The 25,636-nt window shown below is 70.0% G+C and carries 21 protein-coding genes; 11 read left to right on the top strand and 10 right to left on the bottom strand.

From position 1 onward, the window contains the following. The first annotated feature begins 6 nt into the window (after positions 1–6). The 9 genes from ACQEUX_RS05620 to ACQEUX_RS05660 all read left to right on the top strand — a co-directional run bounded on the left by ACQEUX_RS05620 (position 7) and on the right by ACQEUX_RS05660 (position 9,975). The gene (locus tag ACQEUX_RS05620; RefSeq protein WP_433042165.1) at positions 7–999 is read left to right on the top strand and encodes an ABC transporter permease; all 993 of its coding nucleotides are present in this window, start codon (positions 7–9) and stop codon (positions 997–999) included. Then, on the top strand, positions 996–1,904 hold the full coding sequence (locus tag ACQEUX_RS05625; protein ID WP_433042168.1) for a carbohydrate ABC transporter permease: 909 nt from the start codon (positions 996–998) through the stop codon (positions 1,902–1,904). The genes ACQEUX_RS05620 and ACQEUX_RS05625 overlap by 4 nt, the downstream gene beginning before the upstream one ends. Before the next feature lie 59 nt (positions 1,905–1,963). Continuing rightward, positions 1,964–3,601 carry an ABC transporter substrate-binding protein gene (locus tag ACQEUX_RS05630; RefSeq protein ID WP_433042171.1) on the top strand — a complete coding sequence of 546 codons (1,638 nt, stop codon included), beginning with the start codon at positions 1,964–1,966 and terminating at the stop codon, positions 3,599–3,601. Between the two features lie 94 nt (positions 3,602–3,695). After that, entirely contained in the window at positions 3,696–3,830 is a 135-nt protein-coding gene (locus ACQEUX_RS05635) for a hypothetical protein (RefSeq protein ID WP_433042174.1), read from the top strand. Further along, complete coding sequence (locus tag ACQEUX_RS05640) at positions 3,827–4,513, top strand: DUF624 domain-containing protein (RefSeq protein ID WP_433042177.1); 687 nt, start codon at positions 3,827–3,829, stop codon at positions 4,511–4,513. Before ACQEUX_RS05635 ends, ACQEUX_RS05640 begins: the two co-directional genes overlap by 4 nt. Beyond that, entirely contained in the window at positions 4,510–4,842 is a 333-nt protein-coding gene (locus ACQEUX_RS05645) for a Beta-galactosidase C-terminal domain (protein WP_433042180.1), read from the top strand. Before ACQEUX_RS05640 ends, ACQEUX_RS05645 begins: the two co-directional genes overlap by 4 nt. Beyond that, on the top strand, positions 4,839–6,977 hold the full coding sequence (locus tag ACQEUX_RS05650) for an alpha-glucuronidase (protein ID WP_433042183.1): 2,139 nt from the start codon (positions 4,839–4,841) through the stop codon (positions 6,975–6,977). Before ACQEUX_RS05645 ends, ACQEUX_RS05650 begins: the two co-directional genes overlap by 4 nt. Before the next feature lie 282 nt (positions 6,978–7,259). After that, positions 7,260–8,543 (top strand): extracellular catalytic domain type 1 short-chain-length polyhydroxyalkanoate depolymerase, encoded by a 1,284-nt coding sequence (locus ACQEUX_RS05655; RefSeq protein ID WP_433049611.1) that lies wholly within the window; start codon positions 7,260–7,262, stop codon positions 8,541–8,543. A 34-nt stretch (positions 8,544–8,577) separates the two neighbouring features. After that, positions 8,578–9,975 carry an endo-1,4-beta-xylanase gene (locus ACQEUX_RS05660; RefSeq protein ID WP_433042186.1) on the top strand — a complete coding sequence of 466 codons (1,398 nt, stop codon included), beginning with the start codon at positions 8,578–8,580 and terminating at the stop codon, positions 9,973–9,975. Between the two features lie 227 nt (positions 9,976–10,202). Here ACQEUX_RS05660 and ACQEUX_RS05665 read toward each other — a convergent pair whose 3' ends face one another. The 6 genes from ACQEUX_RS05665 to ACQEUX_RS05690 form a co-directional block, all read right to left on the bottom strand. After that, entirely contained in the window at positions 10,203–10,496 is a 294-nt protein-coding gene (locus ACQEUX_RS05665; RefSeq protein WP_433042189.1) for a hypothetical protein, read from the bottom strand. A 76-nt stretch (positions 10,497–10,572) separates the two neighbouring features. Further along, complete coding sequence (locus ACQEUX_RS05670; protein WP_433042192.1) at positions 10,573–11,019, bottom strand: hypothetical protein; 447 nt, start codon at positions 11,017–11,019, stop codon at positions 10,573–10,575. A 74-nt stretch (positions 11,020–11,093) separates the two neighbouring features. Then, the gene (gene sthA, locus ACQEUX_RS05675) at positions 11,094–12,497 is read right to left on the bottom strand and encodes a Si-specific NAD(P)(+) transhydrogenase (protein WP_433042195.1); all 1,404 of its coding nucleotides are present in this window, start codon (positions 12,495–12,497) and stop codon (positions 11,094–11,096) included. A 53-nt stretch (positions 12,498–12,550) separates the two neighbouring features. After that, positions 12,551–13,576, bottom strand: coding sequence for a cellulose binding domain-containing protein (locus tag ACQEUX_RS05680; protein ID WP_433042198.1), 1,026 nt, complete (start codon positions 13,574–13,576; stop codon positions 12,551–12,553). Between the two features lie 318 nt (positions 13,577–13,894). Beyond that, positions 13,895–14,533: a response regulator gene (locus ACQEUX_RS05685; RefSeq protein ID WP_433042206.1), complete on the bottom strand. Its 639-nt coding sequence runs from the start codon at positions 14,531–14,533 to the stop codon at positions 13,895–13,897. Then, a complete protein-coding gene (locus ACQEUX_RS05690) occupies positions 14,530–15,729 on the bottom strand; it encodes a sensor histidine kinase (protein WP_433042217.1) in 1,200 nt (399 codons plus the stop codon). Before ACQEUX_RS05690 ends, ACQEUX_RS05685 begins: the two co-directional genes overlap by 4 nt. A 146-nt stretch (positions 15,730–15,875) precedes the next feature. On the opposite strand from ACQEUX_RS05690, the gene ACQEUX_RS05695 reads away from it, so the two are divergent. Both ACQEUX_RS05695 and ACQEUX_RS05700 read left to right on the top strand, forming a co-directional pair. Then, entirely contained in the window at positions 15,876–16,634 is a 759-nt protein-coding gene (locus ACQEUX_RS05695) for an ABC transporter ATP-binding protein (protein ID WP_433042220.1), read from the top strand. Beyond that, complete coding sequence (locus ACQEUX_RS05700; protein WP_433042223.1) at positions 16,631–19,165, top strand: FtsX-like permease family protein; 2,535 nt, start codon at positions 16,631–16,633, stop codon at positions 19,163–19,165. The genes ACQEUX_RS05695 and ACQEUX_RS05700 overlap by 4 nt, the downstream gene beginning before the upstream one ends. Positions 19,166–19,219: 54 nt before the next feature. Here the strand turns inward: ACQEUX_RS05700 and ACQEUX_RS05705 are convergent, their stop codons facing one another. The 4 genes from ACQEUX_RS05705 to ACQEUX_RS05720 form a co-directional block, all read right to left on the bottom strand. After that, entirely contained in the window at positions 19,220–20,830 is a 1,611-nt protein-coding gene (locus ACQEUX_RS05705) for a ricin-type beta-trefoil lectin domain protein (RefSeq protein ID WP_433042226.1), read from the bottom strand. Positions 20,831–21,042: 212 nt separating this feature from the next. Then, positions 21,043–22,308: an MFS transporter gene (locus ACQEUX_RS05710; protein ID WP_433042229.1), complete on the bottom strand. Its 1,266-nt coding sequence runs from the start codon at positions 22,306–22,308 to the stop codon at positions 21,043–21,045. 471 nt (positions 22,309–22,779) lie between these two features. Next, entirely contained in the window at positions 22,780–25,038 is a 2,259-nt protein-coding gene (locus ACQEUX_RS05715; RefSeq protein ID WP_433042232.1) for an esterase-like activity of phytase family protein, read from the bottom strand. 128 nt (positions 25,039–25,166) lie between these two features. Further along, on the bottom strand, positions 25,167–25,589 hold the full coding sequence (locus ACQEUX_RS05720) for a DUF2000 family protein (RefSeq protein WP_433042235.1): 423 nt from the start codon (positions 25,587–25,589) through the stop codon (positions 25,167–25,169). Positions 25,590–25,636: the final 47 nt, after the last annotated feature.

A 25,636-nucleotide genomic window follows, 5' to 3' on the forward strand; every position in this document is an offset into this window, starting at 1 on the left:
CCGAGGATGACATCCGAGCTGTTGCGGCCACCGCCGCCGGCACCACCCCGTCCTCCGGCGGAGGAACCCGGCCCCGAACCGCGAGCACCACGCGGCCGCCGAAGCTGGCGGCAGGCGCTGCGCCGGGACTGGCAGCTCTACTCCCTCGCCGTCCTGCCACTGCTGTTCTTCCTGATCTTCCGGTACCTGCCGATGATCGGGAACGTCATCGCGTTCCGACGGTTCAAGCCGGGCGGCAGCATCTTCGGCGAGTACTGGGTCGGGCTGCGGTACTTCCGGATGTTCTTCACCGACCCGACGTTCTGGGAGGTCTTCACCAACACGCTGGTGCTCGGGGCGTTGACCCTGCTGTTCTGCTTCCCATTGCCGATCGTGCTGGCGCTGCTCCTCAACGAGGTGCGTGCCCGCCGGTTCAAGCGGTTCGTCCAGTCGGTGTCGTACCTGCCGCACTTCCTGTCGATCGTGATCGTCGCGGCGATGGTCATGCAGTTCACCTCGGTCGACGGCACCGCCAACCAACTCGTGCGGCTGTTCGGCGGCGACCCGGTGGCGTTCCTGCAACAACCGGAGTGGTTCCGCACCATCTACGTCTCGTCCGAGGTGTGGCAGACCGTCGGCTGGGGCACGATCCTCTACCTCGCCGCCCTCACCACCATCGACGAAGACCTGTACGAGGCGGCCCGGATCGACGGCGCCAGCCGGCTGCGGCAGACCTGGCACGTGACGTTGCCCGGGATCCGGCCGACGATGGTGACCCTGCTGATCCTCAACATCGGCAGCTTCATGGCGGTCGGGTTCGAGAAGATCCTGCTGCTCTACAACCCGCTGACGTACCCGACCGCGGACGTGATCTCCACCTACCTGTTCCGGATGGGCTTCCAGTCCAGCAACTTCAGCTACGCCGCTGCCATCGGTCTCTTCGAGGCGGTGATCGGGCTGATCCTGGTCCTGTCGGCGAACCTCATCTCCCGTCGCACGGTAGGGACGAGCCTGTGGTGACCCTCGGCACGAAGAGAGACGCCCCGAAGACGCGCGGGCCGGTGGACAGCCGGGGCTACCGGATCTTCCGGATCGTCAACACGGTCGTCCTGATCGGCGTCGTGATCGTGACGCTGTACCCGTTCCTCAACATCGTGGCCCGCTCGCTCAGCGACGAGGCGTACATCATCGCGGGGAAGGTGAGCCTCGTCCCGCGCGGGTTCGACGTGACCGCGTACAAGCTGGTGATGTCCGACGCGATGTTCTGGACGAACTACCGCAACACGGTGGTGTACACGGTGGTGGCCACGCTCATCTCGATCGTGCTGACCACGTGTTACGCGTACGTGCTGTCGAAGCCGCAGCTCAAGGGGCGGGGCGTCCTCGTCGGGGTCGCGCTGTTCACCATGTTCTTCTCCGGCGGTCTGATTCCCAACTACGTGCTGGTCACCAGCCTGGGGATGAAGAACACCATCTGGGCCGTGGTGATCCCCAACGCCATCAGCGTGTTCAACCTGCTGGTCATGAAGGCCTTCTTCGAGAGCCTGCCGACCGAGTTGGAGGAGGCGGCAGCGGTCGACGGGCTGAACACGTACGGCATTCTGCTGCGCATCGTGCTGCCGTTGTCGAAGGCGATCATCGCCACGATGGTGCTCTTCTACGCGGTCTCCTTCTGGAACTCGTGGTTCACCGCGTTCCTCTACTTCGACCGGCAGGACCTGCTCCCGGTCACCGTGTACCTGCGCAACCTCATCGCGGGCGCCACCAGCGCCGAGTCGGCCGCCGCCGACGCCGACAAGGTCCAGGCAGCGGCCACCCTCCAGGCCGTGACGATCGTGCTCACCACCCTGCCCATCCTGGCGGTCTACCCCTTCGTCCAGCGGTACTTCGTCTCCGGCGTGCTGCTCGGAGCGGTCAAGGGGTGAACGCCCGCCGACCCGCACCGTCCCCCACCCCACCCCACCCACCACCGAAAGGACGAGCCATGCTCCACAAGACGTGGCGCCGCGTGGCGACAGCCACCGCGGGTCTGCTCGCGCTCACCCTTACCGCAGCCTGTTCCGAGGACCCCGGCGAGTCGACGGACCTCTCGGAGAACCGGGCCGGCGCGATGGCCGACTACGGCGTCGGCGACCAGTTCAAGGCCACCGAGGCGCTGTCCTTCTCCACCCTCTACAACAACCACACGTTCTACCCGCTCAAGGAGGACTGGCTGTTCTGGTCGGAACTCACCAAGCGGACGAACGTCACCATCGAGCCGGTCGCCGTTCCGCTGAGCGACTACGAGCAGAAGCGCAGCCTGCTGATCGGCGCCGGGGACGCCCCACTGATCATTCCGAAGACGTACCACCCGCAGGAGAACGCGTTCGTCTCCTCCGGGGCGATCCTCCCGGTGAGCGACTACCTGGATCTGATGCCCAACTTCAAGGACAAGATCACCAAGTGGAACCTCAAGCCGGAGATCGACAACCTGCGGCAGTCCGACGGTAAGTTCTACCTGCTGCCCGGCGTCCACGAGAAGCCCACGCAGGAGTACACGGTGCTGGTGCGCACCGACATCCTCCAGGAGCTGAACCTGTCGGTCCCGAAGACCTGGGACGAGCTGTACACCGTGCTCAAGGCGATGAAGGCGAAGTACCCGAACGTCTACCCGTACTCCGACCTGTTCAGTAAGCCCACGCCGACCGGCGCCCTGCTGAACATCCTCGGTGCGTCGTTCGGCACTCAGGCGGGGTGGGACTACCAGCACGCCACCTGGGACCCGGCGGCGAAGAAGTTCACCTACACCGGCGCGTCCGAGCAGTACAAGCAGATGCTCACGTACCTGCACAAGCTCGTCGCCGAGGGCCTGCTCGACCCGGAGAGCCTCACCCAGACCGACGACCAGGCGCGCCAGAAGCTCGCCAACGGCAAGTCCTTCGTGGTCACTGGCAACGCGCAGACCCTGGTCAACAACCACCGCCCCGACCTGGCGAAAACCCTGCCGAACGCGAAGATGGCCAAGATTCCGCTGCCGATCGGCCCGGCCGGTGAGATCAATCCCTTTCCCCGGCTGGAGAACGGCATCATGATCTCCACGAAGGCCCGGGAGAGCAAGAACTTCGTGGCCATGATGCAGTTCATCGACTGGTTGTGGTATTCCGACGCCGGCATGGAGTTCGCCCGCTGGGGCGTCGAGGGCACCACCTTCACCAAGGACGCGTCCGGCAAGCGCTCGGTCACCGCCGACGTCGACTTCCTGGGGATCAACCCGAAGGGCACCAAGCACCTGCAGAAGGACTTCGGCTTCCACAACGGCGTCTTCGCCTACGGCGGCACCCCCGACCTGGTCCGAGGGTTCTTCTCCCCGGAGGAACTGGAGTTCCAGAAGGTGATGGACGCCCGCCCGCCGAGGCTGGTGTCTCCGCCCTACCCGTTCACCGATGAGGAGCGCGAGCAGGTGTCGCTCTGGGAGACCCCGCTGAAGGACTTCGTCTCCCAGAACACGCTGAAGTTCGCCCTCGGTCAGCGGCCCCTCACCGAGTGGGACGCGTACGTGGCCGAGCTGAAGGCCAAGAACTCCGAGCAGTACATCGACATGGTCAACAAGGCGTACGAACGGTTCCAGAAGAACAACGGCTGATCAGCGGGAAGTCCGGTCGGGCCGCCAGCGCGGCCCGGCCGGGCCTCCCGGCGACCTCCGGCCGCCCCTCCCGGTCGCCGCCGGCCGGGTCGAGGTGGACATCACTCTCGTCCGGCACGAGGTCACCCTCCTCGAGCTGAGCCCGGTGGTGGACGAGACGCCGCCGTGGTGGGACGCCGACCGCCTGCTCGGCCTGCCGGCCGAGAACGACCGGAAGGAGCAACCGTGAGCGCCGCACACGCCTGGCGACAGTTCGGCGACGGGCCACTGTCGCGGGCCGCCTCCCGGGTCTACATCCTGCTCGTGGTCGAGCTGCTGCTCCTGCTGACCACCCTGCCGGGCCTGCTCCCGATGCTGCTGCTGGGCCGCGACCCCAGCAACCTGCCGCTGGTCGCCGTCCTGCTGGTGCCGGTCGGCCCGGCGATCTCCGCCGCCCTGTACGCGCTGCGCCACCAGCGTCCCGACCTGACCGACCTGCGGCCCGCCGCCACGTTCTGGCGCGGGTACCGGGCCAACCTGTCCGGCGTGCTGCGCGTCTGGGTGCCGACGCTGCTGTGGCTGACCGTGCTCGCCGTGAATCTCGCCTACCTGGGGGCGGTTGGCCTTTCGGGTTGGTGGGCGGTGCCGCTGGTCCTGATCGGACTGGGGGTGACAATCTGCGCGGCCAATGCGCTGGTGATCACCTCGCTCTTCGACTTCCGTACCCGGGACGTGCTCCGGCTGGCCGTGCACTTCCTCGTGCGTACCCCCGGTGTCACCGTCGGCAACGCTCTGCTGCTGGCCGCGGCGGCCGGGATCACCGCGGTCTTCTCCGAGGCGGTGCTGGCGATGCTCGGCTCGGTCGCGGTCCTGGCGTTCCTCCGCATCAGTGACCCGATGGTCCACCTGGTCGAAAAGGAGTTCACCGGATGAGCCTGCCCGTCAGCGCCAAGGTGCCCTTCGGGGGCGACTACAACCCGGAACAGTGGCCCGAGGACGTGTGGAAGCAGGATCACCGTCTCTTCGACACCACCCGCAACTCCTTCGGCGGCGGGTACGGCTGGTACGTCGCCGCTGGTCTGGACCAGGCCGGGGTTTCCTGGGTGGTCCGGCAGCTGTTCCTGCTCAACCACCGCGCCGAGCCGGTCGAGGTGACCGCCCGCACCCCGGGCGTCGACCTGCTCACCGGTGACCGGACGGAGACCGGTACTTCGCTGCGCCTGCCGGCGTACGGCGTCGTCGTGCTGCGGGAGGACGGATGAACGCCGAGGATTCGGTGGACCTGGAGCAACTGGTGTTCGTCGAGGAGCCGGTGGACACCGACGAGACGCGCGTGCACGCGGCCTGGCTGCCACCGGAGGCGTTCCGGGCGCTCGGCGCGCGTCGCGTCCTCGTGCACGGTGACGGGTTGCTCGTCGACACCGTCCTCGACGAGGTCACGCGTGCCTGCGTGCGCTACGGCGGGCGGGTGTGGCATTCCCCCTCCTGGGACGTGGACGCCGACCTGGTGTTCGCCCTGCGCCGGGCGGCGAAGCTGTCCAGCCCGAGCGTGGAGGCGGCACGGGCCGCGGGGGAGGCGGCGCTGACCCAGGTCGGGGACGGCGAGACGCTCGGCGACGAGGGGTTCCTGCTGACCCGCGCGGACGACGTGACCGTGGTGTTGGCCGAGGAGCCCGCCGGCCTGTTGTACGGGCTCTTCCACCTGGTCCGGCTCGGTGCGGCGGCCTTCGACCCGGCTCGTCCACCGGACCGGCAGCGGCCCGTGGTGCGCCGGCGGATGCTGGACCACTGGGACAACGTGGCCGTGCACCCGGTGATGGGCCAGGTCGAACGGGGGTACGCGGGCGGCTCGATCTTCTGGCGAGACGGCCGGCCGCGTGGCGACCTGGCCCGGATCCGGGAGTACGGGCGGCTGTTGGCCGCGAGCGGCGTGAACGCGATCTCGGTGAATAACGTCAATGTGGCGCGGACGGAGGCGCTGCTGCTCACCGACCGGCTCGGCGACGTGGCCGAGATCGCGGACGTGCTGCGCCCGTACGGCATCCGGGTGCACCTGTCGGTCACGTTCGCCGCGCCGGTGGTCCTCGGTGGCCTGCCCACCGCGGACCCGGCGGACGAGGCGGTGCGGGCCTGGTGGGCAGCGACCACCCGGGACGTGTACGAGCGCATCCCGGACTTCGGTGGCTATGTGGTGAAGGCCGACTCGGAGGGGCAGCCCGGCCCGTTCACCTACGGGCGTGACCACGCCGACGGGGCGAACGTACTGGCGGAGGCACTCGCCCCGTACGGGGGAGTGGTGCACTGGCGGGCGTTCGTCTACAACCATCACCAGGACTGGCGGGACCGCTCCACCGACCGGGCGCGCGCCGCGTACGACCACTTCGCCCCGCTGGACGGGCGGTTCCGCAGCAACGTGGTCGTGCAGGTGAAGTTCGGTCCGGTGGACTTCCAGGTGCGTGAGCCGATCTCCCCGGTGCTCGCCGCGATGCCGGCCACCCGGTTGGCGGTGGAGGTGCAGGTCACCCAGGAGTACACCGGCCAGCAGCGACACGTCTGCCACCTCGGCCCGTGGTGGAGTGAGGTGCTGCGGTTCGCACCCTGGGGGCCGGACGGGCGGTCGGTGGCCGACGTGGCGGCGGGGGAGGCGGGCGCGGGCGGTGGCCTGGTCGGGGTCGCCAACGTGGGCGACGACCTCTTCTGGACCGGGCACCCGTTGGCGCAGGCCAACCTGTACACGTTCGGGCGGCTCGCCTGGGATCCCCGGCTGGACCCGCGGACGATCCTCGACGAGTGGGTCGGGCTGACCTTCCCGCCATCGGCGATCGCCGACGCGGAGCTGGTGGGCCGGACGCTGCACGAGATCATGGACGACTCCTGGCGTACCTACGAGCGGTACACCGCCCCGCTGGGCGTCGGCTTCATGGTTCATCCCGGCGACCACTACGGGCCCGACGTCGACGGGTACGAGTACACGCGGTGGGGCACCTACCACTTCGCCGACCGCGACGGGGTGGGCGTGGACCGCAGCCGCGCGTCGGGCACCGGCTTCGCCGGCCAGTACCCGCCGTACTGGGCCGAGGTGTACGAATCGCCCGAGACCTGCCCCGACGAGCTGCTGCTCTTCTTCCACCATGTGCCGTACGGGCACGTGTTGCGGAGCGGGTCGACCGTCATCCAGCACATCTACGACACCCACTTCGCGGGCGTCGAGGAGGTGACAGCGATGCGGCGGCGCTGGCAGACGCTGAACGGAATGATCGACCCAGCCGTGTACGAACGGGTGGCCGAACGCCTCGACGAGCAGGTGCGGTGTGCCACCGAGTGGCGGGACCAGATCAACACGTACTTCTTCCGCAAGTCCGGGGTGCCGGACGCGCGGGGGCGGCGCATCTACTGATCGGGAACGTGGGGATGCCCGGCCAACTGGCCGGGCCTCGCCACGTTCCGAGAACGTCCCGGTAATAACCCAAGACCCGTCGCCGGGAACCATGTCCGCCGATGCCGGCTAGTGCGCTGGTGACCGCCGAATCCGTTGCGGCGAAAGGTTTCCGGAAGTATTGACAATCGAGTTTGCTCGATTGAAGCTGACATGGTCACGCGAGCCGCGGTCAAGGTCGGGCGAAGGGCAGTCCTCGACTAAGTCCCCTTCCACGCGCCTTTTTCCGAGGGATCGCGAATGATGACACCGAAGACAAGAATGCTTGGCGTCGTGATGGCGGTCGTGACGCTGGCCGCCGCCGCGCTGACGTTCGCCACCCCCGCGTCGGCGGCGACGCTCACGCAGGTGACCAACTTCGGCACCAACCCCACCAATCTCCAGATGCACCTGTACGTCCCGGACCGGGTGGCGTCCCGACCGGCGATCCTGCTGGCGATGCACTACTGCACCGGCTCGGGCCCGGCGTTCCACTCGGGCACGCAGTACGCGTCCCTCGCCGATCGGCACGGCTTCATCGTGATCTACCCGTCGGCAACCCGCAGCAGCCGGTGCTGGGACGTGTACTCGCCGCAGGCACTGCGCCGAGGCGGTGGTAGTGACCCGGTCGGGCTCATGTCGATGGTCGACCACGTGCGGCAGCGGTACGCCGCCGACCCGGCGCGGATCTTCGCCACCGGGACCTCCTCCGGGGCGATGATGACCAACGTCATGCTGGGCGTCTACCCGGACGTGTTCGCGGCGGGTGCGTCCTTCGCCGGGGTGCCGTTCGCGTGCTTCGCCACCGGCGGCACCTCGGAGTGGAACAGCGAGTGCGCGAACGGGCAACTCATCAGGACTCCGCAGCAGTGGGGGGACCTGGTCCGTGAGGCGTACCCGGGCTACGCCGGACAGCGGCCACGGATGCAGATCTGGCACGGCACCAACGACGAGACGCTGCGCTACCCGAACTTCGGCGAGCAGGTCAAGCAGTGGACCAACGTGCACGGGCTGGGCCAGACCCCGACATACACCGACTCTCCGCAGTCGGGTTACACCCGCACCCGGTACGGCAGCGGCGGCTCGATGGCACCGGTCGAGGCGATCAGCATGCAGGGTGTCTCGCACAACCTGCCGGTCGACGCCGCGCAGGTGATCCGCTTCTTCGGGCTGGACGGCACCACACCGCCCCCGACGACTCCACCCCCGACTACCCCGCCCCCGACCGAGGGTGGGTGCCGCGTCGGGTACACGGTCAACGCCTGGAGCACCGGACTCACCGCGAGCGTGACCATCACCAACACCGGTTCCGCCGCCGTGAACGGATGGGCGTTGACCTTCACGCTGCCCTCCGGACAGCGCATCACCAACGGCTGGAACGCCCAGTACGCCCCGGCGAGCGGTGCGGTGACCGCCCGCAACGTCTCCTACAACGCCGCCATCGCGCCGAACGCGTCGGTCGGCATCGGTTTCCAGGCCACCCATGAGGGCGGCACCGGCAAACCCTCGTCGTTCGCCCTGAACGGTTCCGCCTGCTCGGTGTCCTGACGTCCGCTCCCACCACCACAGAAGGAGTAGCACGATGAGAAACACGAAATGGAAGGCGGCAACGAGAGCCGCCATCGCGCTCACCGGCGCGGGCGCTCTCGCCGCCGGAATGGCGCTGTTCCTGACGGCACCCGCCGCCGCCGGCACGACACTGGGCGCGTCGGCCGCTGAGAAGGGCCGGTATTTCGGTACGGCGGTGGCGGCGAACAAGTTGAGCGACAGCGCGTACACCACGATCCTCAACCGTGAGTTCAACTCGGTGACGCCCGAGAACGAGATGAAGATCGACGCCACCGAGCCGCAGCAGGGCCAGTTCAGTTACGGCGCGGCGGATCAGATCGTCAACCACGCGCGCAGCCGCGGCATGAGCGTCCGCGGCCACACTCTGGCATGGCACTCGCAGCAGCCCGGCTGGATGCAGAACATGAGCGGCAGCGCGTTGCGGCAGGCGATGCTCAACCATGTCACGCAGGTGGCCACGCATTTCCGTGGTCAGGTGGTGGCGTGGGATGTGGTGAACGAGGCGTTCGCGGATGGCAGTACGGGTGCGCGTCGTGACTCGAACCTGCAGCGGACGGGTAACGACTGGATCGAGGCGGCGTTCCGGGCCGCGGATGCCGCCGACCCGGGCGCGAAGCTCTGCTACAACGACTACAACACCGACGACTGGACGCACGCGAAGACCCAGGCCGTGTACAACATGGTCCGCGACTTCAAGGCTCGTGGCGTGCCGATCGACTGCGTCGGGCTGCAGTCGCACTTCAACAACAATTCGCCGTACCCGAGCAACTACCGCACGACGCTGTCCAGCTTCGCGGCACTCGGCGTGGACGTGCAGATCACCGAGCTGGACATCGAGGGCGCCTCGGCGGCCACCTACCGCAGTGTGGTGGAGGACTGTCTGGCGGTGGCCCGGTGCAACGGGATCACGGTGTGGGGCATCCGGGACAGTGACTCGTGGCGGGCCTCGCAGACGCCGTTGCTGTTCACCAGCGGTGGCGCCAAGAAGCCGGCCTACGACGCCGTGCTCGCCGCACTGAACAACGGCACCACCCCGCCGACGACGCCCCCGCCCACCACCCCTCCGCCGACGACTCCGCCGCCCACGACCCCTCCGCCCACGACTCCGCCTCCGGGGCCGGGCGGTTGCACCGCGACGGTGTCGGTGAACCAGTGGACGGGTGGCTTCGTGGCCACGGTGCGAGTGACGGCCGGCTCGTCGGCCATCAACGGCTGGACGGTGACGATCGCGTTGCCGTCGGGCGCGACGGTCACCAACGCCTGGAGCGCCAACCGCAGTGGTAACACCGGCACGACGAACTGGACGAACGTCGCCTACAACGGCCAGGTCGGTGCCGGACAGTCCACCGAGTACGGCTTCCAGGCCAATGGCACCGCCGGCAGCCTGAGCCCGACCTGCGCGGCAGGCTGACGAAAGATCGGCCGGTGCGGAGGGAAACCCGAACCCCTCCGCACCGGCCACCCCACCCCCACCCCTGCCCCCACCTCCCGGCCCACCCCCGAGCGGGTGATCAAGAGGTTTGCGTCACGACACGCCGTGCGCGATGACGCGAACCTCTTGATCACCGGGGCCGACGCGGCCGACGCGGCCGACGGGGTCGACGGGGTCGACGGGGGACCGGTGGGGGTGGGGAGGCATCAGGTTTTGCAGATCTTCTTGTCTGGCTGGATGTCCAGCTTGTTGAACACGTTGTCGACGTTGCCGATGCCGGCCTTCGCCTCAATCGAACCGGCGTTGACCAGATCCAGGAAGGCGTTGATCGCCTTCACCAGGCCGGCGGGAATGGTGTAGCCGACGCCGTAGTCCAGGTACAGACCGAGCTGGGTGCTGCGGCACAGCGCGATCGGTGCTCCCAGGGCGGAGCCGAGGAGCAACAGTGCCACGGCGAGCAGCGCGGTCACCGGCCGGCGACGTCGCGACCCGGGTGCCATCACGTCGCCTCCCTCGCCGCTCAGAGGTGGCCGGCGGCCGTACGGGCCGCGGCTTCCAGGCTTCCCACAAGCCTGGTCAGTCGCCGGAGAAGCCCCAGAAGTAGACCTCCTCTGGCTCGCCCTGCGCGTCGTGCAGGACGGCGCAGCGGCCGAACCAGCTGCGCACGGCGAGCCCTCGGAGCGCGCCGAGGTGCTCCCGGGTGAGCCGTTCGGTGCCGGTCAGGCTCAGCGCTTCGGCGGCGCTCACCGGGTCGACGGTGCCGAAGTCGGGCGTCTCGCCGTCGTTAAGGACGCGGTAGACGTCGAGGATGGAGTGGGTGCCGCACTCCTGCACCGCCTCGTCGTCGAAGAGCTGAGCCATCGTGGCGGGGCGGTCGGGGTAGTCGCTGGCCGAGTTGGGCACCGCGTCGCTGCGAGCCCACCAGTAGTCACCCTCGGCGAAGACTCTGTCCCGTAGGGCGTCCAACGCCTCGTCCAGGTCTGGCTGGTACGCGACGAAGTAGCTCCATCCGGATGCGCCCACGACTGCCTCTTCCTCCCACATGTCACCAGTGCCGGCACCGTAGCGGCGACCACCGACAGTCGGGGGAACGGCTGCTAGCCGTCGATGCGGGTGATGTTGCGGATCTTGTTGGACGCGTCCAGAGCCGCCACCTTGTATGCCTCGGCGAGCGTCGGATAGTTGAACACCGCGTCGACCAGGTAGTCGATCGTGCCGCCACAACCGATCACGGCCTGCCCGATGTGGACGATCTCGGTGGCGGCGGTGCCGAATACGTGCACGCCGAGCAGGCGGCCGTCATCGGGGGAGACGAGCAGTTTCAGCATGCCGTACGAGTCGCCCACGATCTGGCCGCGGGCCAACTCCCGGTAGCGGGCGATGCCCACCTCGAACGGTGTCGAGGTGTCGGTGAGCTGCGCCTCGGTCTGCCCGACGAAACTGATCTCCGGGATCGTGTAGATGCCGATGGGCTGCAGCCCGTGCATCTCGCGGATCGGTTCGCCGCAGGCGTGTTGCGCGGCCAGGCGGCCCTGCTCCATCGAGGTGGACGCGAGCGCGGGGAAGCCGATCACGTCACCGACCGCGTAGATGTTGTCCACCGTGGTGCGATAGTGGCCGTCCACCTTGATCCGACCGCGCCGGTCCGCCTCCAGCCCCGCCGCATCGAGTGCCAGGTCGTCGGTCTGGCCCTGCCGACCGGCCGAGTACATCACCGTGTCCGCGACGATCTTCTTGCCGCTCTTGAGGATGCACAGCGCCGCCGTCTGGTGCTTTTCCACGGCGGCGACCTCCTCTCCGAAGCGGAACGCCACGGACAGATCGCGCAGGTGGTACTTGAGCGACTCGACGACCTCCTCGTCGCAGAAGTCGAGCATCCGGTCGCGGCGCTCCACCACGGTGACCTTGGTGCCGAGCGCGGCGAACATGGAGGCGTACTCCATGCCGATCACGCCGGCGCCGACCACCACCATGCTGCGGGGTACGGCCTGGAGGTTGATGACGCCGTCGGAGTCCACGATCGTCCGGTCGTCGAAGTCGACGCTGTCCGGGCGGGCCGGACGGGTGCCCGCCGCGATGATGACCTTGTCGAAGGTCACTCTGGACTCGCGGCCCGAGCCACCGTCGACCCAGATCGAGTGCGCGTCCGCGAAACGCCCGGTGCCGGTGATCATCGCGACCCGGTTGCGGGCCAGTTGATTGCGGATGACGTCGGTCTGGCGGGTGATCACGTGCTGGGTCCGGGCGGCCAGGTCGCTGACCGTGATCTCTTCCTTCACCCGGTAGCTGCTGCCGTAGAGGTCCCGCTGGCTCAGCCCGGTCAGATAGAGAACGGCCTCGCGCAGCGTCTTGGAGGGGACGGTGCCGGTGTTGATGCAGACCCCACCGATCATGTCGCGGCGATCCACGATGCCGACCCGCCTGCCGAGCTTGGCGGCGGCGATCGCGGCCTTCTGACCACTGGGTCCGGAACCCAGCACCACCAGGTCGTAGTCATACACAACCGTTAGCGTCGCAAGATGTCGTGGCGCGCGCCAGACCCCCGACGCGAGCGTTACTCGTCTGCCACCACACACGTGCCGCCGTTGAGCGTGACCTCCTCGGGCAGTTGCGTGCCGGTGGCGACGAATCCCAGCGACACGGTGCCGCCGGGTGCGATCAGCGCGTTGTAGCTGGCGTCGCGTACCCGCAGGAAGCTGTTGCTGGGGCGGTCGACGACCTTCGCGCCCCAGAGGCCGTGCAGCTGCTGGCTGGCCCAGAACCTCCACGTCATCGTCCAGCCGTCAACCGCCGCCGAGCCGGTGTTTTCGACGACGAGGTGCGCCACGAAGCCGTCCGACCACTGCCGTACGACGGACCGGACCGCGCAGGTCGGTGGCGGCGGCAGGGTGGTCACGGTGACCGGTTCGGACAGCGGCGACAGGTGGCCGGCCTCGTCCCGGGCCTGCACCACGAGGGTGTACGTCGTGTCGGGTGTCAACCCGCTGATCTGGGTGGTGTTTCGCCCAGGCGGGTACTGGTAGACCTCGCTGACCCGGGTGAGGGTGGCGTCGGCGTTGACCCGGAACACCTCGTACCGGTCGAGCGCGACGTTCTCGGTCGAGTGGGCCCACCGCAGCCACACCAGCGTGGCGGCGACGTCGTACGCCACCGGTCGGCCCGGCGCGCTCGGCGGTTGGTCGTCTCCCGGCGGCATGGTCAGCCGCAGGGTCGGGTTCGACACTGAGCTGTTGCCGGCCGCGTCCAGAGCCCACACCGAGAAGGTGTACGTGCGCGAGGGCCGCAGGTCGGTGATCCGGATGCTGTTGGTGTCGGTCGAGTACTGGGCGCCGAAATCCTCGAATTGCGCGCCGACCGGGTAGCGGACCACGCCCACGTTGTCGGTCGAGGCCGCCCAGGTCAGCTCGACCCAGGTGGTGTCGACGGCGACGACCGTGATCGGGCCGGGTGTGGTGGGGCGCTCGGTGTCCTCTGCGGCGTACGCCGGGGTCGCGCCCGCCGCGACCAGGGCCACCGCCAGCGCAGAGGCGGCCAGCGCGGCGGCCTTCGACCGGAATCCTCGACTTCGACGATCACGCACGATGATCCCTCGCCTCCGGTGGCCTGTCGCATCCAGTACATCCATATCCGTCAATTTTAGGTCAGTGCGGTTCAGCCCGTTGCCCCCCACGGATCCGGACGCCGACATCGGCACAGGAAATTCGCCCACGCCAGGTGGATGGTGTGCCGGTCGCCGCCTTTGGAGCTGAATCGTTTACGACATCACCGGCCGGGCGGCGACGGCGTGGCCCCGGTGAGCGAGCGCCAGTCGTGCGGCTGATTCGTCTACGACATCAGCTCCAGAGGCACCACGCCCAAGCCCATCCGACGGCCGGGCCATCGCCCGCGTCAGCCCGACCTAGCCGATGAGGCGGCGTTCCCAGGCCCAGGCCGCGATCTCGACCCGGTTGCGGGCCTTGAGCTTCATCTGCACGCTGGCGAGGTGGGTCTTGACCGTGCCGACGGCGATGAAGAGTTGGGCGGCGATCTCGGCGTTGGTCAGGCCCCGGGCGACGAGCTTCACGACGTCGAGTTCACGCGGCGACAGCCCGGCGTCGTCCCGCGCCGGAGCGGGTGGGCTGAGGTGCTCCAACAGCCGTACCGTGATGGACGGGCTGATCAGCGCGTCACCGGAGACGGCCGCGCGGACCGCCTCCACCAGCAGCGCCGGGCCGGAGTCCTTGAGCAGGAAACCGCAGGCGCCGTTGGCGAGGGCGGTGTGCACGTACTCGTCGAGGTCGAAGGTCGTCACCACGACCACCCGGATCGGGTCGGCGACGCCCGGCCCGGCGAGCAGCCGCAGCGCTTCGAGGCCGTCGAGGCGGGGCATCCGGATGTCCAGCAGCACCACGTCCGGGTGCAGTCGCCGGGCCAACTCGACGGCGACGACCCCGTCGGCGGCCTCGCCGACCACCTCCATGTCCGACTGCGCCTCAATGATCATGCCGAAGCCGGTCCGGACCATCGCCTGGTCGTCGGCGATCAGCACCCGGATCATCGGCCCACCGCCGTGCGCAGCGGGAACGCCGCGTCGAGCACCCAGCCACCGGCGACGCCGGGCCCGGCGGTGATCGTGCCGCCGAGGGCGCGTACCCGCTCGTTGAGGCCGATCAGGCCGAAGCCGTGCCCCCGGGCCGGCGCGGTGCGCGGAGACGCGCCGTCGTCGGCCACCCGGACCAGTAACCAGTCCGGGGTACGGCGCACCGCCACGTTCACGGACCGGGCGTCCGGTGCGTGCTGACGGGTGTTGGTCAGCCCTTCCATCACCACCCGGTACGCCGAGGTCGAGACCTCCACCGGCAGCCCTTCCAGGTCGCCGTCGACGTGCAGCCGCGCCGGCGCGCTCGCCGCGCCGTTGAACCCCGTGAGCAGCGGCGCCAGGTCGGTCACACCGGCCAGCGGGGCCAGCGGCGCGTCCGGCGGGGCGTCCGGGTTGCGCAGGACCCCCACCATCCGTCGCATCGAGGCCATCGTTTCCGCACCGGCCCGCTCGATCTGTTCCAGGGCGGCAATCACCCGTTGCGGGTCCTGCTCGGCGACGAACCGGGCACCCTGCGCCTGCACCACGATGCCGGTGACATGGTGGGCGATGAAGTCGTGCAGGTCACGGGCGAACTCGGTGCGCTGCTCGGCCCGGACCAGCGCGATCGCCCGTTCCCGGCCGGCGGCGATGATCCGCAGGTAGAGGCCCACCCCGGCGGCGCCGGCCGCGGCGAGCGCCTGGAGCAGACCGAAGATCACGAGCAGGCTGTCGGTGCCGGTGCGCAGCGGCAACGCGGCGACGGCGAGCCCGAGGGCCACCGCCGCCCACGGGGCGAGCCGGGGCGCGCCCCAGCGGGTCACCACGAAGACCACCCCGAGCAGTCCGGCCGACTCGGCGAGGCCCCAACTGCCGCCGAGCAGGTAGCTGCCGTTGGTGGCGACCCGGATCGCCGCGGTCACGGCAAGCGAGGTGGTGGCGAGCACCAACGCGGCCGCCGGCAGCCAACGGGAACCCAGCCGGTGCACCGGCAGCCAGAGCGGCACCGTCGCCACCGCCAGCCCCATCCGCACCAGCACGAGCAGGAGGGCAGCCGGGCTCATCCCCACGGACGTGCTGAACCGCAGGTCGAACAGAGCGAGCAGACCAATGGCCATCAGGCCGGCGGCCTGGGCCAGGCGTACCCACCAGCGTCGAAGATCCGGCGTGCTCATGGTGACCCAGCGTAGCCAGCGGGGCGGAGGTGGCGGATCGGCCGAAAGACAGACCCGGCACCGGCGATACCGGGCTCCGGGCCGATGCGTCCACCCGTCGGTGGCGGCGAGGCTTTCCGGGTCAGCACGCAGCCACTGGAGGAACGATGACAACCCACGCCCCGCCGGAGACCAGCCATGCCGCGGTCGCCGCGGTCGACCTGGTGAAGGTGTACGGCAGCGGGGACACCGCGGTCCGTGCCCTGGACGGGGTCTCGGTCGGCTTCGGCCGGGCCGAGTTCACCGCGATCATGGGCTCGTCCGGGTCCGGCAAGTCGACCCTGATGCACTGCCTCGCCGGCCTCGACACGGCCACCTCCGGCCGGGTCCTGCTCGGCGGGACGGAGCTGACCGGCCAGTCGGACCGGACGCTGACCCGGGTACGCCGGGACCGGATCGGGTTCGTCTTCCAGTCCTTCAACCTGCTGCCCCAGCTCACCGCCGCGCAGAACATCACCCTGCCGCTGGACCTCGCCGGCCGCCAGCCCGACGCCGCTCTCCTCGCGCACCTGGTCGACGTGCTGGGGCTCGGCCAGCGGCTGGGTCACCGGCCCAGCGAACTCTCCGGCGGTCAGCAGCAGCGGGTCGCGCTGGCCCGGGCACTGGTGGCGCAGCCCGAGGTGGTCTTCGCTGACGAGCCGACCGGCAACCTCGACTCCCGTTCCGGCGCGGAGGTGCTCACCATCCTGCGCGACTCGGTACGCGACCTCGGCCAGACCGTCGTCATGGTCACCCACGACCCGATCGCCGCCGCGTACGCCGACCGGGTGGTGCTGCTCGCCGACGGCCGGGTCGCCGGTGAGATCGACAAGCCGGACCAGGTGTCGGTCACCGACGCGCTGCGCGATCTGGCGGCGCGCGCATGAGGGCGACCGTGCTGCGTACCCAGACGACCGCCGCGGCCCGGCGGCCCGGCCGGCTGATCCTCACCGGTCTGGCGATCCTGGTCGCGTCCTTCGTCGTCTTCGGCACCGTGCTGGTGCAGCAGATCACCGAACGGACCGTGCGCGACACCCTCAGTGGCACCCCGGCCGCCACCGACCTGGTGATCGGCAGCCCCGAGCAGCCGCCACCCACCATGACGGAGGTGCAGCGCGTCCGCGCCGTGCCCGGTGTGGCCGAGGCGGTGGGCCGGATGACGATCGGGGTCTCCCTCGGTGAGGGGTACCTCAACCTGCAGGCCGATCCCGGCACCGGTCCGCTCACCACGGTGCGGGTGATTGAGGGCAGCTACCCGGACGGCCCCGGCGAGATCGCGATCACCCCACGCACCGCCGAGCGGCTCGGGCTCTCGGTCGGCACAACGACCAACGGCACGGGCGGCGAACTCACCACACCCACCCGGCTGACCGTGACCGGCGTGGTCGAGACCACCGCCGACGCCGGCTTCGACGCGTACGCCCCGGACAGCATCGTGATGTCCTGGGCGCACCTGACGGCCGTCGAGCGCGTCGATGTGCGGGCAACCCCCGGCGAGTCGCTGGAGGCCGTCCGCCAACGGGTGACCGCGGCGTTCCCGGCCGGCCAGTCGATCCGCTCCGGCGCCGAGGTGCGCCAGGCGGAGGCCAACGCGGCAGCCGAGCAGGTCGGGAAACTCTTCATCCTGGTGGGCATCTTCGTCTCGATCGCGGTCGTCGCGGCAGCGCTGGTGGTCACCTCGACCTTCCGCATCGTCTTCGCCCAGCGGATGCGGCAGCTCGCGCTGCTGCGGGCGGTCGGCGCGAATCGTGGCACCCTGGTCGGGGCGTTGACCGCCGAGGGAGCCCTGACCGGGCTGGTCGCCGGCGTCGTCGGGGTCGCCGTCGCCCTCGCCCTCGGGTACGCGCTGCCGGCGATCCTGCGCGCCACCGGGCACGCGGTCTCGTCGCCGGGCCTGCCACTGGCGGCAGCGGTCGCGGTGGTGATCGGTGCCGTCGTGATCACCGTGCTGGCCGTTCTGGCGCCGGCACTCTCGGCCGCCCGGGTGTCCCCGCTGGAGGCACTGCGGACGGCGAGCACCACCGCCGGTCGGCGCGGCATCGGGATCCTGCGGCTGGTGTTCGGGCTGTTCCTGGTCGCTGGCGCGGTCCTGGCCGCTGTCGCGACGATCAGCCAGTTGCCGAAGCCGGAGCAACAGTCGTACGACCCGACAGGTCCACTGCTCCTGCTGGTCGGGTCCGGCGCACTGGCGTTCTTCGCGCTGGTGGCCCTCGGGCCGCTGCTGGTGCGTCCCCTACTGGCCGTGGTGGGTTGGCCGCTACGCCAGCTCGGGCCGCTCGGCCGGATGTCGGTCGGCGGGATCGGTGGGTCGCCGCGCCGGGCCGCCGCGGTCTCGGTCGTGGTAGCGCTCGGCGTGACCCTGATTTCCGGGGTGGTCATTGGCGGCGCGTCGCTGCAGATCATGGCCGACCGCGAGTTGGCGCTCTCGGCGCCGACCGACTTCGAGGTCACCAGCAACGGCGGGACGCTTCCCGCCGCCGTGGTGACCCGGGCCGAGGCGGCGCGCGGCGCGCTGGCCCGGGTGGTGCCGTACCGGCGGATCGACGACGTCACGTTGATGCGCGGTGCCGACAAGCTCGGCGACGTCGAGCCCGGTTACCCGACGAACGACCTGGACCTGGCGGCGTTGCCGAGCACCGGCGATCTGGACACGGCACAGGGCTCGCTGGCCGACCGTGGCCCCGGCCGAATCGTGCTGAACAGCTGGGTTGCCCGGGACACCGGTCTGCGGGCCGGCGACACCGTCACGGTCGCCGTCGCTGCGCGCAGGCTCGACGTGCGGGTGGCGGCGGTCCTGCCCGGTGACGGCCCGCTGCACGCGGGCATCCTCATCGACCGGACCGACCTGGACCGGCTCGGCGTGCCGGCGGCGTACACCGGTCTGCTGGCCGACGCGGCCGGTTCCGGCGAGGACGGCCGCACCGCCGGCGTGCGGGCGCTGCGGCAGGCGATCGGCGGCAGCGACGGGGTGGGCCTCGCGGTGCTCGCCGACGAACGGGACCGCAACGACGCGTTGGTGAGCACCCTGGTCTGGGTCGCGGTCGGCCTGGTCAGCCTGACCGTGCTGATCGCGGTCGTCGGCGTGGGCTCCACGACCGCACTCTCGGTGGTGGAGCGGGTACGCGAGTCCGGGTTGCTCCGGGCGATCGGCCTGTCCCGGGCCGGCCTGCGCACCATGCTGACCGCCGAGTCCGGCCTCTACGGGGTGATCGGGGCGACGATCGGCCTGCTGCTCGGCGTGCCGTACGCCTGGTTGGCGGTCCAGAGCCTCGGGATCAACGCACCGCTGACCGTGCCGGTGCTGCCGCTGGTCGGGCTCTTCGTGGCGCTGGTCGTGCTGACCGCGCTGGCCGGGGTGCTGCCGGCCCGGCGGGCGTCGCGGGTCAGCCCGGTGGTGGCCCTGGGAGTCGATGGCTGAGCGTTGCGGCGGGTCGGTGTCGGGGCTTCTCGGCGCCGACCCGCCGGGACGCGCTCAGTTGGGGTTGCTGGCGTGGGTCAGCGTCTCCCAGGCGACGAAGAGGTTGTTGCTTCCGGCCGGACGTTGTTGCAGCGTGAGGGTCTGGGTGTTGGTCATGACGTTGCCCAACCGGGTGCTCATCGCGTTGAAGCCGACCTCGGTGATCGGGCCCAGTCCGCGGGTGACGCTGCCGCCGCAGAGCCAGGAGGGCGGCGCCTCGCCGAGCTGGTAGCGCGAGTGGAGGCCGAGCGCCTGCCGCAACCGCTCACCGACCTGGGGGTACAGGTCCCGTCCCTGGATGCGGGAGGTCTCCGCGACATGTGAGATGGCGGAGATCCCGTACCCGGTGTGCACGAAGTCGCGGCAGGTCTCCTGGGCGAGGCCCGCGACGAAGGTGGACTGGCCGTGCCAGTACCCGATGATCTCCGCACTGGTGTCCAGGCCGCTGCCGGGCATCGTGTACGGCAGGGTGCCGTCGCTGGGCAGGTAGACGAAGGCCCGGGTACGGTTGAGGAAGCGGGCGACCGCCGCGTCGTAGACGGCCCGGTCCTCCAGGAACACCGAGATGCCGACCGTCGCCTCCATCATGGTCAGTTCCCAGTTGCCGTTGCTGTTCGAGCCGTTGCGGACCATCGGCAGGTAGACGGTGCGCAGCATGGTGGCGAACCGGTTGGCGTTGGGCCAGCTCGTGTACGTGTACTTGATGATCTCGGCGGCCCGGGGCCAGACCGAGGCGGCCCAGCCGGTCTGCAGCGGGGCGTTGCTGCCGGTGTGCGTGGTGATCGTGGCCGACCACGCGTCCATGATCTGGATCGACTTCTGCGCGTACCGGGCGTCTCCGGTGAGGTACCAGGCGAGCGCGTCGGTGTACGCGGCGATCGCGTCCTCACGCTCGTCGGTGCAGCCGTTGTTGGGGTTGGAGTAGGAGCCGCACTCCACCACGGCGCGCGGTGCGGGGGTTCGCGAGAGGGAGGCGTACCGGCTGCTCATCATCTGGTTGTAGGCCGACGCCCACGGCTGTGCTCCGGCCTGCACCCGGCCGCGGACGAAGTCGAGCTGACCCCGGCTGACCAACACGCCGGGGTGTGTGAAGCCGCCCGACGGTGGCGGGGTGCCACCGCCGGTGGGCAACGTCCAGGCTTGGTTGGCGGTGCCGGTGCAGCTCCAGATCTGTAGCGGGGTGCCGTCGGCGGAGCTGGGGCCGGTTGCGTCGAGGCACTTGCCGGAGGCCGGGTTGACGAGTTGCCCGGCGCTGGACGACCACTGCTGCGCTCCGGTGCCGTTGCAGTCGTAGATCTGCGCTCGGGCTCCGTTCGCGGTGCTGCCGGCGGCGATGTCGAGGCATTTGCCGAGCGCCCTGATCGTGCCGTCGTCGGCCACCGTCCACTGCTGGGCGGCGGAGCCGTTGCAGGTGTAGAGCTGGACCGGCGTGTTGTTGGCCGGGTTCGCGGCGGCCACGTCGACGCACTTGCCGCCGTACCCCGTGATGGCGCCGGTCGCGGCCGCCGTGGCGGGCGAGGCGCCGACCGCCTGGCTTGTCGGTACGGCGAGCACGGCCGCAGCGAGCGCGGCGGTCAACCGGATGCGGGGCCGGCGGGGGACGGCCCCGGCCAATCGTCGCGCCATTTCTGGTCCTTCCGGGGCAGGTCCGACTGTAAAGTCTGTTAATCATTACAGGGACACGCATCGATATCAATGTCCCGGCCGCCGAGGATCACCTGTGGACCGATCGCCCCCACGGCCGTCGTCGGCTGGCCGACGTCGACCGTGGGGGCCTCGCGTGCCCTGGTCGACCGCCGGCCACCGTTGAGGTCACCGCGGTCGCCCGGGTCCGCCGGCTACGGCTTGACCGGCCGGCGCAGGACCATCTTCGACGTGTCGACCAGCCCGAGCCCGGCGATGCCGACGATCGGCAGGACGGTCAGCTGCCACAGTCCGGCGCCGTCCCAGCCGAGCCCGGCCACCAGCCGCGCGAAGAGCAGCCCGGAGAAGGCCGCGGCCACGTAGTAGGAGAGCATGAAGAGGCCCGCGCCCCGCCCGACGTGTTCGGGTCGGACGGCTCGCTGCATGGCCGTCGTGCAGTTGGTGAAGAGGAAGCCGCTGGCGAAGGTGCCCATCAGGAAGGCGAGCACGTACTGGGCCGGTGCCGAGGTGGCGACCTGATAGGTGACGTACGCGGTGGCGGACGTGGCCACGAATGCGAAGGCGAGCAGGTACCGCTGGTTGACCCGGTCGCCCAGCCAGCCGGCGGGCAGGGCCATCATCGCGCCGAAGCCTGAGATGGACACGGCAAGCGCCGCCTGCTGCGGGCTGAACCCGAGCTGCTCGCGCAGGAACGTGGGGTACAGGCCGAGGAAACCGTAGAACACCAGCCCGGACACCGCGCAGGCGATGCCCAGACCCAGGGTGTTGCGGTTGTACGGACTGTCGGGCACGTGGTCGAAGCTGCCCTGCGGCCCGGCGTTGGCACCCGTGACCGCCTCGGTCAGTCGCTTGTTGACGATGACGGCGATGAGCAGGCACATCACCAGGCCCGCCGCGGCGAAGGCGAAGAACGGCGCCCGCCAGTTGTCCCACGCGGTGGCGAGTCTCGTCCCCACGAGAGGGCCGAGGAAGATGCCAGCGCCGAACGCGACGCCCACCACGCCGGCGGCGACCGCCCGGCGGTGGAAGAAGAACGCGCCGATGACGGCGTACAGCGCGGTGGCCTGTACGCCCTCACCGACGCCGGAGATCAGGCGGTACACGCTCATGTCGACGAAGCCGGAGGCGAGCGGGATCGCCAGCGTCCCGATCGAGTAGACCAGGACGCTGATCAGGATGATGGTCTTGCGGGAGACCCGGTCGACCAGGTACCCCGCGGGCAGCCCGGCCAGGGCGAGGCCGAGCGTGAAGCCGGTCGCGAGCAGTCCACCCTGATCCAGGGAGAAACCGAACTCGCTGCGGATCTCGGGCAGCAGCGGGTAGAAGATCTGCCGGTCCATCGCGTTGAGCATGTACGAGGCGCACAGCACCGCGAAACCGACGGCGATCGACGCCCGCGTCAGCTCCGTGGTCGTTCGGGTGGACGGGGGCTCGGTTGGTTCCTTCAGTGTTTCGGTCATGGTGGTGTCTCCCCTTCAGGTGACGGCGACGGCGCCGTCCCGCAGTGAGGGTCCGGTGGGGGTGGGGCGGCGGAATACCTCGCGCTTCCAACCCGGACGCTTGTCCGTATGGCGATCGGAAGAACGTTGGCGTAACGATGGAGCCTCTCCCTGAGGCTGTCAAGGGGCAGCTTTTGACGTGCCCGTTACGCGGATTTCACAGTTGTCCGGCATGCGGACGAGGGCTCGGCCGGGGCGGTGCTCGACATGCCGGATGGGGTCGTGGACGGATGTCCGGGCTGCCGACAGGACCGGTGGATGGGCGGGACTCCGGCGTGCTCTGCGCCGCGCCGATCCGGTGAGGGCTCGGTCCCGGCGACGTTTCCGGAAGGCGGACCGCCGATCTCGACTAGCTGTCCGTACAGCGGACAGTGCCGGGAACGACGACGGCTCCCGGCGCGGGTGCGCCGGGAGCCGTCGTGCGTCAGCGGGTTACCGCAGGCCGGGCACGTCGATCACGATCAGCTCCGTGTCGTCCGCGCGCCCCGGGATGCGACCGTCGTTGCCCGGGAAGTTGTTGTCGTTGGCGACGAGCACCCGGTCACCGCCCAGCGGCAGCACCGACTCGACCGACTGCAGCGGGAACGAGAAGAGCGGGCCCACGCCGTACTCACCCGGGCGGGCCGGGGTGGAGACGCCCGTCGGGTCGGCGATGTGCATCAGGTCCACCACGGTGCGCCGCGGCAGGTAGCCGTCCGCGCCCACCTCGTCCAGATCGGTCACGACCAAACGCTTGACCAGCGACTGCTGGCCCATGCCGTTGTCGCGCTCGATCAGCAGCAACCGCCGGCCGTCGAGTACCGCCGCGTCTCCGACCAGCAGTGACGGGTCGTCCACCCGGAAGGACCAGGTGCGGTTGGTGTACCGGTTGTGCCGCACGTCGAACTCGTAGACGACCCGGCGCCGCTGGTCCGGGTCGTTGACCTGGGCGCCTTCGAGGATCGGGTAGAGGGTCCAGCCGTCCTCGCTGGCCGCCATCGCCTCGAAGCCGTTGCTGGCGCGCAGGGTCGGGGTCTCGCCCGGGGCGAGATCCGGCGACTGCGGGGACTTGGTCCCGTCCGGCAGCGGAATCGGCGCCTGCAGCACCTTCCCGGTCTTGTCGGTGCGGATCAGGTACGGGCCGAACTCGTCACCGATCCACAGGTTGCCGCGTGCGTCGCGGGCCAGCGACTCGATGTCGAAGTCCGCGCCGGTCAGCAGACGATCCCGGGTGTTGCCGTTGACGATCGGGAACGGCACCTTGTGGTCCGGGTCGCGGAAGCTGATGTGCCCCCGAATGGTGACGTCGTGGCTACGGTAGCTGGGCTCGATCTCGTACGCCCGCAGCAGGAAGTCGGCCGAGTTGGTCTTCGCGCCGAAGCCGTTGTCCGGCATGGCGAGCAGCCGCTTGCCGGAGCGGTCACCCGGCTGGGCCGGGATCACCGCCGAGAAGCCGGGGACGGGCTGGCCGGGGAAGGGCGCGGTGATCCCGTTGACCGGGTTGGTGGAGAGCTGGGTGCCGGAGATCGGGCCCGGCTGGTACGCGGTCGCCGACAGCAGCGCCCGGTCCCGCAGCGTTACCTGGGGCCGCAGCTTCACCGACAGCGAGTACACCCGGGTGGTCTGGGTGGCGCTGCCGTTGTCGTCGGAGATGAGGTACAGCTCGCGGCGACCGCCCGGCAGGCTGCCGCCGAGCGCGGCACCCTCGATGTTGTCCAGCAGCGGGTTGGGCTGCGGCTGCTTGGTGGTCGCGCCGGACGGCGGGCAGTTGACGATGTCGACCAGCAGCTCCTTGCCGAGCCACGACCGCGGGTCGGTCGCCGTCGACAGGGAGGGCACGGCGGAGACGTCCGGCGCGCCGGTCGCGGAGACCCGGTACACCCGGACGGTGTTGCCCACCCCGCTGGTGAAGCCGCGCTCCAGAGCGAGCAGTTGGTCGTCGCCGAGCGCGATCAGCTCGACCAGGCTGAGGTTGGGGTCGGTGCGGTACGCGTACTGGACGGTCGGGGCGTACCCGCCGCCCTCGCGACCGTCGTACCGGATGATCCGGTTCCGACCGCGGCCCTCGGCGTCGCTGCCGTCCGCGGCGAGCGGACCCTCCATGCCGGCGTAGAGCACCCGGTGGTCCGGGGTGGTCGCGAGCGCCTCGAAGGTCTGGTTGACCGCGGCCTCGCCGGCCGGGGTGACCTGGAACCGAGCGGGCACCGGCAGCGAGGCGATCTCGCGGCCGTCGGAGAGCCGGAACCGGCGGATCGACGGCTCCCGCTCCGAGCTGGCCAGGACGGTGGCCCCGCCGCGCTCGGCGACGAGGCCCTCACCGTCGAAGTCCGCCCCGGTGTACGGCGTGCCATCCGGGCGGGTGAGCGTGGTGACGTCGCGGACACCCACGTCCACTCCGCGTCGGTCGGTGTCCAGGCCCAGCTCGTAGACCCGGGCGGGAGTGGTGCCGATGTTGTCCACCAGCGCGAGAGCGCGTCCCGGCCGGGTGAACGCCAGCGCGGACAGTCCGGCGACCGGGCTGCCCCGGAAGGTGGTCTTGTCGAGGGCGTCGGTGAAGCCGAGCAGCGACGCGTCCGGCGCACAGCTCGCCCCCGTGTTCGGGTGCCCCGGGGTCTGGTGCGCCGGCGCGCCGAGTGCCGGCGCCGCCGCGAGCAGCGAGATCGCCGCCGCGGCCGACGCGACAGCCCGGGCCCTTCTGGAAGTGGTACGCACATTGCCTCCAGCATCAAGTCGGCGGTCGGTACCGCCGGGCCGATGCAAGCCCCCGCCGCTCACCACAGTGGAACCCCCACCGGAACGTCGCCTGAACAGCCAGTGCACGATCCTGTTCCCCTGCACCGCTACGGGTGCATGGTGGTTCCCTTGAGCACCTTGTCCACCACGTTGCGTGGGGCGTGCAGCGCCAAGCCCACCAGGTCGAGCTTCTCCCGACCGACCGCCTGAACAGCGGCGCGGTTGTCCCGGTCGTTGCCGGTGGCGAACAGCTCAGACGTGAAGATCGACAGTCGTACCCCACGGTTGAGTGCGCGCGAGTGCGCGCCGACCAGCGCCGCCCGATCACCGGCGAAGACCAGCACCGGCTGGCCGAACATCGGTAGGTACCGGGTGCCGTCCGCGTCGCGGTACTCCTCGCCGAGCAACTCCGGCTCGGCGTTCGCGATGCCGCTGACCAGGAAGGCGGTGACGTTCAGCCGCTGCCAGCTCGCCAGGTCGTCGCGGAGCAGCACGGCGATCTTGGTGGGAAATCGGATGGGTTCGGTCATGGCGTCGAGCCTGCCCGCCCCGGCGCCGGCTGGTCTTGTACGTTCTT

The sequence above is a fragment of the Micromonospora sp. CA-259024 genome (assembly GCF_050936255.1).
Lineage (GTDB): Bacteria > Actinomycetota > Actinomycetes > Mycobacteriales > Micromonosporaceae > Micromonospora.